This window comes from Arcicella aurantiaca (assembly GCF_003148625.1).
GTDB lineage: Bacteria > Bacteroidota > Bacteroidia > Cytophagales > Spirosomataceae > Arcicella > Arcicella aurantiaca.
Genome location: NZ_QGGO01000001.1, coordinates 206,845 through 222,096 on the forward strand (window position 1 = coordinate 206,845; position 15,252 = coordinate 222,096).

The 15,252-nt window shown below is 35.5% G+C and carries 10 protein-coding genes; all 10 read left to right on the forward strand.

The genetic code is table 11. The features are described 5' to 3' along the window. Positions 1–21: 21 nt before the first annotated feature. The 10 genes from LV89_RS00870 (at position 22) to LV89_RS00915 (ending at position 15,239) form a co-directional block, all read left to right on the forward strand. Positions 22–225: a hypothetical protein gene (locus tag LV89_RS00870; protein WP_109740962.1), complete on the forward strand. Its 204-nt coding sequence runs from the start codon at positions 22–24 to the stop codon at positions 223–225. Beyond that, positions 215–559 carry a hypothetical protein gene (locus LV89_RS00875; RefSeq protein ID WP_109740963.1) on the forward strand — a complete coding sequence of 115 codons (345 nt, stop codon included), beginning with the start codon at positions 215–217 and terminating at the stop codon, positions 557–559. Before LV89_RS00870 ends, LV89_RS00875 begins: the two co-directional genes overlap by 11 nt. A 128-nt stretch (positions 560–687) precedes the next feature. Next, positions 688–2,076: an FAD-binding oxidoreductase gene (locus LV89_RS00880; protein WP_109740964.1), complete on the forward strand. Its 1,389-nt coding sequence runs from the start codon at positions 688–690 to the stop codon at positions 2,074–2,076. Between the two features lie 125 nt (positions 2,077–2,201). Continuing rightward, entirely contained in the window at positions 2,202–3,758 is a 1,557-nt protein-coding gene (locus LV89_RS00885) for an acyl-CoA carboxylase subunit beta (RefSeq protein ID WP_109740965.1), read from the forward strand. A gap of 118 nt (positions 3,759–3,876) precedes the next feature. Further along, complete coding sequence (gene ruvA, locus LV89_RS00890) at positions 3,877–4,470, forward strand: Holliday junction branch migration protein RuvA (RefSeq protein ID WP_109740966.1); 594 nt, start codon at positions 3,877–3,879, stop codon at positions 4,468–4,470. 192 nt (positions 4,471–4,662) lie between these two features. Beyond that, positions 4,663–12,018 carry a T9SS outer membrane translocon Sov/SprA gene (gene sov, locus LV89_RS00895; RefSeq protein WP_158279484.1) on the forward strand — a complete coding sequence of 2,452 codons (7,356 nt, stop codon included), beginning with the start codon at positions 4,663–4,665 and terminating at the stop codon, positions 12,016–12,018. Between the two features lie 301 nt (positions 12,019–12,319). Next, complete coding sequence (gene gcvH, locus LV89_RS00900) at positions 12,320–12,700, forward strand: glycine cleavage system protein GcvH (protein ID WP_109740968.1); 381 nt, start codon at positions 12,320–12,322, stop codon at positions 12,698–12,700. Positions 12,701–12,860: 160 nt separating this feature from the next. Then, positions 12,861–14,129, forward strand: a complete 1,269-nt coding sequence (locus LV89_RS00905) for a dihydroorotase (RefSeq protein WP_109740969.1) — start codon at positions 12,861–12,863, stop codon at positions 14,127–14,129. A 30-nt stretch (positions 14,130–14,159) separates the two neighbouring features. Further along, positions 14,160–14,699 carry a DUF4199 domain-containing protein gene (locus LV89_RS00910; protein ID WP_109740970.1) on the forward strand — a complete coding sequence of 180 codons (540 nt, stop codon included), beginning with the start codon at positions 14,160–14,162 and terminating at the stop codon, positions 14,697–14,699. A 24-nt stretch (positions 14,700–14,723) separates the two neighbouring features. Beyond that, complete coding sequence (locus LV89_RS00915) at positions 14,724–15,239, forward strand: DUF4199 domain-containing protein (RefSeq protein ID WP_109740971.1); 516 nt, start codon at positions 14,724–14,726, stop codon at positions 15,237–15,239. The last annotated feature ends 13 nt before the right edge of the window (positions 15,240–15,252 follow it).

Here is a 15,252-nt window from a genome sequence, read left to right on the forward strand (position 1 = left end):
CTCAATTAAATACAAGAAAATATGACAACAGCATCAGCACTATTTGAGGTTTTTAAGACATTGCCGACTAAATCGAAAAAAGAGTTTGTTCATCTTTTGGCAGAAGAAAATGAGAAAACAAATATTTTTATGAATAGCCTTGAAAGAGGTTTGAAAGAAGTTAAAGCAATTGAAGCAGGGGAAAAAAAAGGCAAAACTCTTAAAGAAATTCTAAATGGAAACTAAGGTAATTTATACCGAAGAGTTTGAAAAAGATGTTAAAAAATTTCTCAAGAAATTTCCAAGACTTGGATATGAGCTTTTTGAGTTTGAAGAATCTCTTATTGAAAATCCTTTTCAAGGAGTTTCACTTGGTGCGGGACTTTATAAAGTTAGAGTTGCCAGTGAAAGTAAATCGAAAGGTAAAAGTGGCGGATTTAGAGTTATCAATTATCTTGTTACTAAAGAAGAAGATGTCATAAAAGTTTATGTTATCAAGATTTATGATAAATCAGAAGAAGGAAATATTAAGAAACAGCTATTGGTTAAACTTCTCAAGTCATTAGGTTTTAAAGATTAGTAGCGTCATTTTGTTCAAAATAAGATAATTTATAATTCTAAAACGTCGGTAGGAAATAAGCTTACCGGCGTTTTTTATTGCGTAAACCTTTTAGCTTTGTAAAATACTTACCACAAATTCCAACCACTATGATAAATTCCAATATCGTACAAACACTCATTGATACTCTTGGTAAAGATTCTATTCTTACACATGAAGAAGCCTTCGTTCGTCCTGCGAGTGTGTGGCGAGCTGGAGAAAATCTCCAATGTAAAGCATTAGCAAGACCTAAAAGTCCGACTGAGGTTTCTGAAATCATGAAAATATGTTTTGCCAATAATCAGACGGTTGTGCCTCATGGTGGCTTGACAAACGTGGTAGGAGGAGTGAAAACCAGTATTGACGACATTGCCATTACTTTAGAACGAATGAATGTGATTGAAGAAATAGACCTTCGGAATAAAACTGTGACGGTGCAAGCAGGAGTTATTTTACAAGATTTACAAAAAGCGGTTGCTGATGCAGGACTTTTATTTCCTTTAGATTTAGGGGCAAAAGGCAGTTGCATGATTGGCGGAAATATTTCGAGTAATGCAGGTGGTTTACAAGCCTTGCGATATGGAGTAATGCGTCAGTTAGTGTTGGGTTTAGAAGTTGTTTTGGCAGATGGAACAATTATTTCATCCATGAATAAAATGATGAAAAATAATGCAGGCTACGACCTCAAGCATCTTTTTATCGGTTCAGAAGGTACATTAGGAATTGTGACGAAAGCAATTTTGAAATTAGAAGATGCTCCTAAAAGTAGAAATACAGCGTTAGTTGGTCTCAATAGTTTTGAAAATGCTATTGATTTCTTACATCAAGCCAAGAAAAACTTAGCGAATACGCTTTCTTCTTATGAAATTATTTGGCAAGATTATTATCAATTAATGACTTCGTCGCCCTCTACTTTTTCACCTCCACTGCCTCAAAATTATGCTTATTATGTGTTAATTGAAACTTTAGGGCAATCGCCAGAAACAGATACTACTTTGTTTCAAAATTTACTTGAACAAAGTTTAGAAAATGGCTTAATTGATGATGCAGTTTTAGCTCAGTCTCAACAAGAATTAGATTGGTTTTGGGGTATTCGAGAGAAAGTTGAGTTTGTTTTTTCTGTACATAAACCAGTGTTTTTATTTGATGTTAGTTTACCCATTACCGAAATGGAAAACTATATTGAAACTATTAAAACGAATCTCAAAAATGAATGGAATGATGTAGCATTTTATGCCTTCGGACACATGGGAGATGGGAATTTACATCTTTTTGTGAGTTGTGGAGATGACGATGAAATAACACGCCATAAAGTAGAAGAAATTGTTTTTATGCCTCTACAACCCATAGGTGGTTCAATTACAGCCGAACATGGAATTGGTTTAGAGAAAAAAGCATGGCTACATTTGAGTCGGAGTGAGGAGGAAATGGCTTTAATGCGAATGCTTAAAAATACCTTAGACCCCAAAGGAATTTTGAATCCTAATAAGGTGGTTTAGACCACTCATAATTATTTAGCAGACGATTCTTTATTATCTATATCATTTTTGCACGTTTTCTAATCGTTCAATTATATCTTTGATTTGTTATAGAATAAAATTCGCAATATCAATAAAACAAAACCATGAACGTAAAGACCAATCAAGACAAATTTGATATTTTAGATAAGAAAAATGCTGAGGCTTTGTTGGGCGGAGGTGAGAAAAGAATTGAGGCTCAACACAAAAAAGGTAAATTGACTGCACGTGAGCGTGTTACGCTATTGTTGGATGAAGGAAGTTTTGAAGAGATTGGAAAATTTGTAATGCACCGTTGTAAAGATTTTGGTCTTGATAAAGAATACTATTTGGGTGATGGCGTTGTGACAGGTTACGGAACAGTAAACGGACGTATCGTATATGTATTTGCTCAAGATTTTACGGTTTTTGGTGGTGCATTATCTGAAACTCATGCTGAGAAAATCTGTAAAATCATGGACTTAGCCATGAAAAATGGAGCTCCATTAATTGGCTTAAATGACTCTGGCGGTGCAAGAATCCAAGAAGGTGTAATGTCGTTGGCAGGTTATGCGGATATTTTCTATAAAAATACGTTGGCTTCTGGAGTAATTCCTCAAATTTCGGCTATCATGGGACCTTGTGCGGGTGGTGCGGTGTATTCGCCTGCCATTACGGACTTTATCATGATGGTTGAAAATACTTCGTATATGTTCGTGACAGGACCAAATGTCGTAAAAACCGTAACGCATGAAGTTGTTACGTCTGAAGAATTAGGCGGTGCTTCTACGCATTCTACAAAGTCGGGAGTAACGCATTTTTCATGTGCCAATGAAGTTACTTGTATCAACGACATCAAGAAATTATTATCATACATTCCTCAAAATTGCGAAGACCAACCACCATTCCTTCCTTATGAACCAAGTGATGAAATAAGAGCAAGTTTGGATTCAATTATTCCCGAAAATCCAAATCAACCTTATGACATGAAAGAAGTAATTGACATCATTACAGATGCAGATTCTTTCTTTGAAGTGCATAAAAATTATGCGGAAAATATCGTGGTTGGTTTTGCTCGTTTAGGCGGTAGAAGTATCGGTATTGTCGCTAATCAGCCTGCGGTAATGGCGGGTGTTTTAGATATTCACGCAAGCCAAAAAGCGGCACGTTTTGTTCGTTTCTGCGACTGCTTCAATGTGCCATTATTGGTATTGGAAGATGTACCAGGTTTTATGCCAGGAACAAATCAAGAATGGGGCGGAATCATTACGCACGGAGCAAAATTATTATATGCTTTCTGTGAAGCAACCGTTCCAAGAATTACCGTAATTACTCGTAAAGCCTACGGTGGAGCGTATGACGTAATGAACTCGAAACATATCGGTGCTGATATGAATTACGCTTGGACTTCGGCTGAAATTGCGGTAATGGGAGCGAAAGGAGCGGCTGAAATTATCTTCAAACGTGAAATTGCTGAAGCTGAAAATCCAGAAGAAAAACTACAAGAAAAAGTAGATGAATACACTGATAAATTTGCCAATCCATATCGTGCGGCTCATCGTGGATATATCGACGAAGTGATAAAACCTTCTGAAACTCGTCAGAAATTAATGAGAGCATTTAAGATGTTGGAGACGAAGGTTGCTAATTTGCCACGAAAAAAACACGGTAATATTCCATTATAATCATTATTTTTGTAAGTTAGTGATTTGTGATTGTGTGAATTGTGCGATGTAATTTTTTACTTGTTCATTCATAAATCATGTAATCACTCAATCACAAATCACTCAACAAAAAGAAATAATGATTGCCTACATTGACGGAAAATTAACCTACAAAGACCCTGCTTATGTCATCATTGACGTAAACGGCGTAGGTTACGAAATGAAAATCTCTTTACAAACTTATTCTGCTTTGCAAGACGGCACAGAACGTTGCCGACTTTATACCTTTCTTAGTATTCGTGAAGATGCACATACCCTTTTTGGATTTAAAGAGCCTGACGAAAAAACACTTTTCTTAGATTTAATCAGCGTTTCTGGCATAGGCCCAAGCACCGCTTTGGTGATGCTTTCGTCTTTATCCTCTGGCGAAATTCGTCATGCTTTGATGAATGAAGACGTCAAAACCATTCAAAGTATCAAAGGAATTGGAGCAAAAACTGCCCAAAGAGCCATTATTGAACTAAAAGACAAACTTCGTAAAGAAAATATGTTAGGAACTTCTGCTCCGACAATATTTGGTTTATCGTCGTCAAAAGTCAAAAACGAAGCTTTAGCAGCCTTAGTTACGCTTGGTATTCCGAAAAATGTTGCTGAAAAAAGTATTGAAGCTATCCTCAAAAAAGAGGGCGACGATATTACAGTAGAGCAATTGATTAAATTGGCTTTACGCTAATTTGTATTTTTCAGAACAAAATTCTAAGGGTTTTATAATATTGGCAGGGTTTTAGACGTTTGAAACTTAATTACTTTGTCAGGTTTCTGACCTCTTTCTTAGACCATTAAGCAATCTAAAACATTAAACACATCAATTCCTTACCACTTTGCTTGATTTGTAAAATGTTTGAATAAATACTAAGCTATAACTGTGCAACATAAAAAGTTTTACATACTTTCTGGATTTCTCGTTTTTTCAGTTTTTGCATCGCTTGCTTGGGTGTCACCTTTGCGTGATGCCGTCATTAGGTACAATATACAATTAAATACTGAACGACTTTTCCGCTCGCTAAAAGCTGATACCATCAAAAAAACGGGTCGCCGTCCAAGACTCAAACTGAAAGACCGCTATTCCAATCGCTTTACAGAAAAAACGCCATCGTCTCCTTTCATTCTTAAAGACCCGAAAAATATTAACACTGAGTTCAAATTAGACTCAGTAGGGAAAATATCGGTTTATGAAAAAGCGAAAGATTTGACAGGCAATGATAATTTTCGTCCCGCCGAACGAATGTCGATTCAAGATTATAACAATCTTCAAGAGAATCGTTTTATGCGTGATTATTGGCGAAAATATGCAGCTTCACAAGATGGTAAAGACGATACAAAAGGACGGGGTTTATTGCCAAAAATTGAACTTCCACCTGCCATCGACCGTATTTTTGGAGGAACGCAAATTGATTTTAAACCCAATGGAAATATCCTCTTAGACATTGGTTATATAGGGCAATTTATTGATAATCCTGCTCTGCCAGTTGCTCAACGATACATCGGAAACCTGAATTTTAACGAACAAGCACAAATTAACTTTCAAGGAAAAATTGGAGATAAATTAAATCTTAATACCAATTTTGACACCAAAGCAAGTTTTAATTTTCAGAATCAGTTAAAGTTAAATTGGAGAACTAATGAAGAAGATATTTTACAAAATGTAGAAGTTGGAAATACCTCTTGGCAACTCAATAGCCAATTAATTCCGGGAGTTCAAAACTTGTTTGGGGTAAAAACGCTTATGCGTTTTGGGAATTTAGACGTAACTGCGGTAATAGCTCAACAACGTTCAAAACAAGATTGTATTACCTTACGTGGAGGTTCGCAAGGAAAGGGCTTTGAGATAAAAGGAAGTAATTATGATGAAAATAAACACTTTTTCTTATCTCAATATTTTAGAGATAATTATGAGCGTTCTTTGAGAAACTTACCCATGATAACTTCGGGTGTAACCATTACACGTTTAGAAGTTTATGTGACAAACCGTACTCAAACTACCGAATCGTTAAGAAATTTAGTTGGTTTTTCAGATTTAGGAGAAGGAAATCCATTCAATAGAACGCAAGTAACAGTATCGGGAGGCAAAAATGCTACAAGCCCAGTTGATAACTTAAACAATAATTTATTCCAAAAGCTTCGTGCAGATTCAGTAACGCTTCGTAAAGTAAATGAAACTTCATTTAGATTAGAAAGTAATTTTGGATTACGCAAAGGAACAGATTATGACCTTTTGCGTGGAGCTAAAAAATTGACAGAAAGAGAATTCCGTTTTCATCCAGAGTTAGGGTATATTTCGTTGATTACGCCATTGCGTAATGATGAAGTTTTAGCAGTTGCTTATGAATATACCTTGAATGGGCAACGGCATCAAGTTGGAGAATTGACCGAAGATTATCAAGGTTTAGCAGATAACCAAGTGTTGTTTTTGAAAATGTTAAAATCATCAACTATTCGGAATAATCTCGACCATCCGATGTGGAATTTGATGATGAAAAACGTTTATTCTCTTAATTCTCAACAATTAACTCGTCAAGGTTTTCAATTTAGAGTAATTTATAAAGATGACCAAACGGGTGTTGATAATCCAAATTTGCAAGAAGGAGAAAAGATTGTTGACAAGGATAATAATTTAAAATTGAAAGATACGCCTTTATTACGTGTAATGGGGCTTGATAAATTAAACCAAAATAACGACCCACAAGTTGATGGAAATTTTGACTTTGTGGAAGGCGTTACGGTTGATAGTAAAAATGGAAATATTATTTTCCCTGTGCTTGAACCTTTTGGAAAGTCGCTAAAAGCTCTGTTTAATGCTGACGAAATTACATTGGTTGATAAATATGTTTTTGACAAATTATATTCGCAAACCAAAGCCGATGCAGTACAGTTGACAGGGAAAGATAAATTCTTTTTGAAAGGAAGTTTTCAGTCGGGAGTTGGTGGAGATGTCTCTTTACCTTTTGGAGTAGATGCAAAGTCGGTTCAAGTAACTGCTGGTGGTGTTCCACTTGCTGCTGGAACAGACTATATCGTTGAACCTCAGTCGGGTAGAGTTCGTATTCTAAATGCAGGTATTTCAAATTCAAGTCGTGAAATAAAAGTTTGTTATGAAAAACCTGATTTATTCAATAACCAAATTCGTACACTTTTAGGAGCTCATGTTGACTATACCGTCGGACAAAATGTACATTTAGGTGGTACAATTCAGCACATGAGCGAAAGCCCTCCGGGGTATTTGCGTCGTGTACAAATGGGCAATGAACCTGTGAATAACACCATTTTTGGTTTTGATGCAGCCATTCAACAAAAATCTAATTTCTTAACCAGAATGATAGATGCCCTTCCTTTGATTTCTACAAAGGAAACTTCAGCATTTGATTTTCAAGGAGAATATGCTCAATTAATTCCTGCGGTCAATAATGATGTTCAAGGAAATGCTTTTATTGATGATTTTGAAGCGGCAAGAAATATTTTTAGCTTAAACAATCAGGCAACTGCTTGGAAACCCGGAGCCACTCCGCAGAGTTTCCCACAGGGTAGCCCAAATAGTTTTGAAAAACACTTTAGAAGAGCTAAAATATCTACTTATGTTGCCGATTTTAGTTTATACGGACAAGGCGGAACTGACCTCAATGTTTCGGGTGTCAATTATGAAGAATCTGCTCGTTATGCCTATGAACGTGCCGTTTCTGTAACGAGTTTGTTCCCAAATAAAGCACAACCTAACAATATTACAGGTATTCCTATTGGTGTGTTAGACCTTGCGTATTTCCCTAACGAAAGAGGGATTTATAACTTTAATACTAACTTAAATACAGATGGAACGTTAAAGAATCCAACGCTAAATTTTGGAGCAATTACCCGTGCTATCACTTCAGATACCGATTTTGATAACGCTAATATTGAAACTTTAGAGTTCTGGATGATGAACCCATTGCTTACAGGTGAAGCAGGGGTAGTACGTGCCACTGGAAACATTGAGCAAGACAGAATTAATAGTCAAAGAAGAAGTTTAACTGGTGGAAAACTGATTTTTAACCTTGGAGATGTATCGGAAGATTTTGTACCTGATGGATTTTCAAATTTTGAAAATGGTATTCCAGCAGGACGTAAGATAGAAGCGGGTTCTGGACAGAATGTGGAGAAAACGATTTGGGGAATTGCCCCAACACAACAATTTGTAACCAATGCTTTCACAACAGGAAATACCGAAAATAGAACGGCACAAGATGTGGGTTTAGACGGTATGCCTAATAATTCATCGGAGAATAACGAGATTTTTAACGAAGGAAGTATTTTTAAAGAATATCTTGATAAAGTTGGGACAGTCGTAAATGCTGATGCTTTAGCTAATTTTAAAAATGACCCCGCAGGTGATGACTTTACGCATTACTTGAACGAAAGATATAATAATACTTCAAGTATTGTACAACGTTATAAGAATTACATGGGTTTAGAGAATAACTCTCCCTCAACAAATTCTTCAACTGCCAATACTAATTCTGGTTTTACCGAGGCAAGTAATCAGCAACCAGACCGTGAGGATTTGAACCAAGATAATACCATTAATGATAATGAAGCCTACTACGAATATGAAATTGATGTTAAACCGGGGAAATTAGAGATAGGACAAAACTATATTGTTGATAAAATTGTAGAGAATGGCGTTGAATGGTTTTTATTTAGAATTCCTTTAAAATCTCCAACTCGTGCTGTGGGTGGTATCAACGGTTTGAAGAGTATGCGTTTTATCCGTACTTATTTAACAGGTTGGGAAGCTCCAGTAGTTTGTCGTTTTGCTGCATTTCAATTAGCAGGTTTTCAGTATCGTAAGTTTACAGGCGACCTTACACCACGTGGTTTACAAGATGTGCCAGAACCTTACGATGCTAAATTTAGAGTTACGGCTGTAAATATTGAAGAAAATGGAATCGTTCAAGGTGGTTCAAAAGACCTTCAATCAGTTGCTTATGTTGTGCCTCCGGGTTTTGAGCGTGACAGAGATATTACAACCATTAACAATGCACAACTCAATGAACAATCAATGAGTCTTTGCGTTGAAAATCTACGTGATGGAGATTCAAGAGCTGCCTTTAAAAATACACTTTCAGATTTTATCAATTATAAAAATTTGAAAATGTTTATCAGTTTGAATGGTCCAGCAGGTATTGACAAACAAGTAAAAGCATTTGTGCGTTTTGGGTCTGACTTAACGGATAACTATTACGAAATAGAAACGCAGGGCTTAGAAAGAACCGAATATGGTGCTACACAAACGCCTGAAAGTGTATGGAAAACTGCTAATGAAATAGATATTTCTTTTGCATTGTTAAAGAGTGTCAAATTATCAAGAGACAGTGCTAATTCTAAAATTACGGAAGGTTTTAGTAGAACAATAACTTATAATGGAAGAACATACACCATTACTGTTGTTGGTCGTCCAGATTTAAGTACCGTTTTGACAACGATGATTGGGGTAAGAAACCCCGTTTCTTCAGATGGTCAAGATAGAACATTTTGTATTTGGGTAAACGAATTAAGAGCTTCTGGTTTTGACCAAACTTCTGGACAAGCAGCCATTGGGAAATTAGGTTTAAAATTAGCTGATTTTGCCAGTGTAACTGTCAACGGTTCATTCAAAAATTATGGTTTTGGTGGTGTTCAGTCTAAGATTTCTGACCGTGCCAGAGAAACCACGTTGGAATATGGAGTGGCTGCCAATGTCAATGTAGATAAATTATTACCTGAAAAATGGGGAATTAAAATACCGCTTTATGTTACTTATGACAAAAAGAATATTGCTCCACAGTTCAATCCACTTGACCCTGATATTCCTTTAGAAAGTTCTTTGGAAAATATCAAAGACCCAAATGAGCGTGAAGCCTACAAACAAAGTGTACAAGATAATACTGAAAGAAAAGGCATTAACTTAACGAATGTTAGAAAAGTAAAAACTGGTCAAAATACGAAATCTCACCCTTGGGATGTTGAGAATTTGACTTTAACGTATGCTTTTTCTGAATTGACCAGACGTAATACGCTAATTGACGAATATCGCCAGACTCAGTATAAAGGTGGTTTAACGTATTCTTTTACGGGAAATCCGCAACCACTTGAGCCATTTAAGAAGATAAAGTCAAACCATCCTTTGATGCGTTGGGTGAAAGAATTTAACCTTACTTTGTTACCTAATTCTGTAACTTTCAGAGCAGATATGGATAGAAGTTTTGTGAAAACGCAACTTCGGAATGCTTCAACAACTCAGAATTTAGGAGTTGGTACACCCAAATTAACGACCGAAGGGGTACCGCCACTTTTTGAAAAATATTGGTTGTTTAATCGTGCCTATAATCTGAATTGGAATCTTACTAAAAGTGTGGTTGTAGGTTATACTGCCAATGTCAATGCTATTATTGATGAGCCTTATGGAGAGTTAAATACGACTGTAAAACAAGATTCGGTGATGCGTAATTTACGCCGTTTTGGACGTACCAAAGGTTTTGACCAACAAGTAAATGGTGTTTGGCGTTTGCCATTAAATAAATCTCCATTAACGGATTGGATGACAGCAGATTATAGCCATCGTTTTGGTTATACTTTCTTCGCCAATTCTTACGAAATTAAAGATGATGACGGTTATTTGTTTGGGAATGTCATTAAAAATACCAGAAGCAGAGGAATAAACGGAAAGATAGATTTGGTAGCACTTTACAACCGTGTAAGAGCCTTGCGTTTAGCAAATCAGCCACGTGTTTCAAGAAAGAATATTGCACGAAATCCGGGGGATGATGAAGATATTATCAAACCACAACCCGATTTCTTACGCAGTGTAACTCGTTTATTAATGGCAATTAGAGGTATTCAAGTTAACTATACTATTGATGAATCAACCTCACTTCCCGGTTTTTTGCCAGCACCGGGTATTTTAGGAATGAATAATGTAAATTCTGCTCCAGGTTTTGCATTTATCACAGGTAGTCAAGACCCAAATATTCGTTTTAGAGCTTCAGAAAATGGTTGGTTGACCCAAAGTAGAACGCAAAATGTTCCATTTATTCAAATGCGTACTCAGAATTTAACGTATCGTACTGCGATTGAACCTTTTAGAGATTTTAAAATTCAATTGGAAGGGAAATGGAGCAGAACCGATAATTACCAAGAAAACTACCGAATGGATAGTTTAGGAACAGGGTTCAAAAATTATAATCCTGTACGTTCTGGTAATTATAGTATGTCATTTTTATCGTTTTTGACAGCATTTGACAGTAATTCACCAGATGATAATTCTGTGATTTTTAATCGTTTCAGAAGTTATCGAGAAATTATTTTGGCAAGATTAAATGCCAAAAACGCAGCCGAAGGTTTAGAAGGAGTTTATAATAAAAACTCGCAAGATGTTTTAATTCCTGCATTCTTTGCGGCATATAGTGGAATATCTCCCGATAAAGTTAGTTTCTCTCCATTTGTAAATATTCCACTTCCAAATTGGCGTGTAGATTACAATGGCTTGACAAATATTGATTGGTTTAAAAGAAGATTCTCTAATATTTCAATTCAGCATTCGTATTCTTCAACATATAGCGTTGGGAATTTTATCTCGAATTTAGGTTATAGAGATGTTTCGCTTCTGACTTTAGATAATATGATGTACAATACTGCTTATTTGAGTAAAGGGCAAATTGTTCGTTTGGATGATAAAACTTACATAAATCAAGAAGGTGATGAATATTTATCTCCTGTTTATGCTATGAGTGTGATTACTTTCCAAGAGAAATTCTCACCACTGATTGGTATTAATGCCACAACAAAAAGTAAAATTTCATTACAAATTAGTTATAGTCAAGATAGAAATATTGGATTAAACTTGGCAAGTAATTACGTAAATGAATTGAGTAATAAAGATTTAATGGTTGGAATGGGCTTCACAAAAGCTAATATGTTAGTACCATTTAAAGTAGGGGGGAAACGAGTAAGATTACAAAATGATTTGAAATTTGAAGCAAGATTAACCATTCGTGATACCAGAACGATTCAACGTAAATTAGATGATGTTCCCGTGGTAACGCAAGGGTTTACCCAATTTCAATTCCGCCCTCAAGCAAGTTATAATGTGAATAAAAAATTGAGCGTAACGGCTTATTACGACAAAAACTTTAATAATCCGTTTGTATCAAATTTATATTATCGTTCGACAGACCAAGCGGGTATTCAAGTAAGATTTAGTTTGTCTGAATAAGATTTCTTTTCATAAAATTAAGAAGAGTCGTTCCTTAAAAAGAGCGACTTTTTTTGTTTTTGGCAAGGAAAATTTAGGACGGAAATTAAGAAAATCACAAAAAGCAGAAGTCTGAACGCCGAAAGCTAATATCTTTTGAAAAAATTGTCTTAAATTGCACCCGAAATCAGCAACAGATTATTATGCTGAAACGATTTGAGACTTGTTGATGGAAAGTTGAATGTTTTTACTCTTGACTTACCAACTTTTCAAAAATCGCTTTTCGCTTCATATACTGAAACATTAAATTATAATAAAGACAATGAATTTTCCAGCAGAGCTTCGTTACACAAAAGAACATGAATGGGTTAAATTAGAAGGAGATATCGCTACGGTGGGTATCACAGATTTTGCTCAAAGCGAATTAGGTGACATCGTTTACGTAGAAATCGAAACAGTAGGACAGACTTTAGCCCAAGACGAAATTTTTGGTTCGGTTGAAGCCGTAAAAACAGTTTCTGATTTGTTTTTACCAATTGCGGGTGAAATTTTAGAAGTAAATGCTGTTTTGGCTGACCAACCTGAATTAGTAAATTCAGACCCTTTTGGTGAAGGTTGGATGGTGAAAGTAAAAGTTGCTAACATTGCAGACGTTGAGTCTTTAATGGATGTTGATACTTATAAAGCCCATACTGGACATTAATATTATTTAGATATTTTTATAAAGCCCTGACAGTCAGGGCTTTTTTTTGATAAACGTAGTAATAATAGAAAATAAGATTATGAACTGAGTGTATTGTTATGAGCGTATTTATTGTATTAAAACCTCATCATTTATACCTCATCATTCATACCTACGAAAGATGAAAACCCTTATTCGTTCCGCTAAAATTATTTGTAAATCTTCTGAATTTAACGGTCAGACTAAAGATATTTTTATTGAAAATGGCAATATTAGCCAAATCGCAGATTTTGTTGATATTGAAGTAGATGATGTTATCGAAGGAGAAGATATTTGTGTTTCTGTTGGTTGGTTTGATATGCGTGTACACGCCAAAGAACCAGGGCATGAATACAAAGAATCGTTAGAGTCGATGGAGCAAACCGCTTTAGCAGGTGGTTTCTCTGAAATAGCTCTATTGCCTAACACTCAGCCAGTTGTACAAACTCGTGAAAGTGTCAATTACTTAAAGCGTTCTGGCGAGAAAGTGAAGTTTCATCCAATGGCAGCAGTTACCCTAAAATGTGAAGGAAAAGATTTTACAGAAATGATTGACCTTCATCAAGCAGGTGCAGTAGCCTTTACTGATGGAGAACACCCGATTCAAAACCCTGATATTTTCTTAAAAAGCTTGCAGTATCTAACACAATTTGGAGGTTTATTGATTAACCATCCAGAAGATACCCATTTAACGCATTTTGGACAAATGCACGATGGAACTGTAAGTACGTTTTTAGGCATGAAAGGAATGCCTCAAATGGCGGAGGAAATCATGGTGATGCGTGACTTGAAAATTTTAGAATATGTCATGCAAACCCCTTTTAGTCAAGGATTAGGAGAAAATAGTGTCCTACATTTTTCTTGCATATCTTCAGCCCAAACAATCAATTTTATCAGAATGGGGAAAGAAATGGGCTTGCCTATTTCATGTGATGTGGCGGCTCATCAACTTTGTTTTACTGAAAATGATTTAGTTGATTTTGATACCAATCTCAAAGTAAATCCGCCTTTCAGAACGCAAGAAGACCTTGAGGCTCTTTGGGAAGGTTTGGCTGACGGGACAATCGACGTAATTGTTTCTGACCATAATCCACAGGATGAAGAATCTAAAAAGTTAGAGTTTGATATGGCTGAATTTGGTGTAATTGGCTTAGAAACCGTATTCTCATCTATCAATACCTTCAATAAAGTTCTGTCATTAGAAGAAATTATTGAAAAAATTACCGATAATCCACGAAATATTTTGAGACTAAAAAATCCAAATATTAAAGAAGGTGAGAAAGCTAATTTAACCATATTTTCACCAAACCAAACTTGGGTTTGTACCGAAAAAAATATCGTTTCAAAATCAAGAAATTCTCCATTTATCGGGAAAACATTAAAAGGAAAAGTAATCAGAGTGATTGCCTAAAGTTGCGGTTGATTCCTAATCACAAAAAATATGTTTAATAAGTCATTATTGAAAAATGTAGTTGTTTATGGTTTTATGGCAGGTTTGCTAACCATGATATACTGTTATGTTTTGTACACCAATGGAGCTGTTCCTTTAGATGGGAAAAAAGCTCCTACCTTACTTTTAAGCATGGTTTGCATGATTTTATCGGTAAAAAGTTATCGTAAATTTAATCCTGACCATACACTTCATTTTTGGGAAGGACTTGTGGTAGCCAATCTTACTAATTTAATGGGAGCTTTGGTAAGTGCAATGAGCCTGTATTTTTGGTTGAGTGGTAGTGGAAGTTCTATTCTTTCTGCCTATATTTCAGAAAGTATTCAAACGCTTCAAATTGCAACTGTGAAAGAAGGATATATTAAAGAAATGGGAGAAACTTCTTTTAAAGAATTGATTGATGCTTTTAAAATTTTATCTCCTAAAAATATTGCCGTCGATGAAATAATAGGGCTGAAAGGAAAGTTTCCTTTGGGCGTACTTATTTCAATCATGATTTCGCTTTATTTTAGAAGAGGCTACGTAAATTAAATTCATTATTAAATACTATAAACTATGGAAAATCAAACTACTACAACTCGTACAGCCTTAAAATGGGGCGTTATTATTGGTGTTATAAGCATTTTGTACAGTACAGCTATTATGGTTTCTGGACAAATAGGCAATCAAGCCTTAGGTTATGTCGTTTATGTTATAATAGCAGTTGGTATTTATTTAGCCATGAATGACTTTAAAAAAGAAAACCATGGTTATATGTCTTATGGGCAAGGGCTTGGTTTAGGAACACTAAAATGTGCAATAGTTGGTATCATTAGTGGTTTTTATTCATTTGCTTACATGAAATTCATTGACCCAACTATTACGGAGCAAATGATGAAGAAAGCGGTGGAGAATATGGAAAAACAAGGAATGCCCGACGACCAAATTGAACAAGCAATGGAATATTCAAAAATGTTTATGAGTCCGGGTGTGCTTTTTGTTTTTGGCGTCATCGGACTGTTATTTATTGGTTTTATATTGTCACTTATTATTGCTGCTATACTTAAAAAAGATAAATCAGTTTTTGAATAAACATAGTCTTTGA

Bases quoted from the DNA above. Each gene is read 5' to 3' on its own strand.
- ruvA (WP_109740966.1), top strand. From the start codon at position 3,877: ATGATTGCCTACATTGACGGAAAATTAACCTACAAAGACCCTGCTTAT.
- gcvH (WP_109740968.1), top strand. From the start codon at position 12,320: ATGAATTTTCCAGCAGAGCTTCGTTACACAAAAGAACATGAATGGGTT.
- LV89_RS00915 (WP_109740971.1), top strand. From the start codon at position 14,724: ATGGAAAATCAAACTACTACAACTCGTACAGCCTTAAAATGGGGCGTT.
- LV89_RS00870 (WP_109740962.1), top strand. From the start codon at position 22: ATGACAACAGCATCAGCACTATTTGAGGTTTTTAAGACATTGCCGACT.
- LV89_RS00875 (WP_109740963.1), top strand. From the start codon at position 215: ATGGAAACTAAGGTAATTTATACCGAAGAGTTTGAAAAAGATGTTAAA.
- LV89_RS00905 (WP_109740969.1), top strand. From the start codon at position 12,861: ATGAAAACCCTTATTCGTTCCGCTAAAATTATTTGTAAATCTTCTGAA.
- LV89_RS00880 (WP_109740964.1), top strand. From the start codon at position 688: ATGATAAATTCCAATATCGTACAAACACTCATTGATACTCTTGGTAAA.
- LV89_RS00885 (WP_109740965.1), top strand. From the start codon at position 2,202: ATGAACGTAAAGACCAATCAAGACAAATTTGATATTTTAGATAAGAAA.
- LV89_RS00910 (WP_109740970.1), top strand. From the start codon at position 14,160: ATGTTTAATAAGTCATTATTGAAAAATGTAGTTGTTTATGGTTTTATG.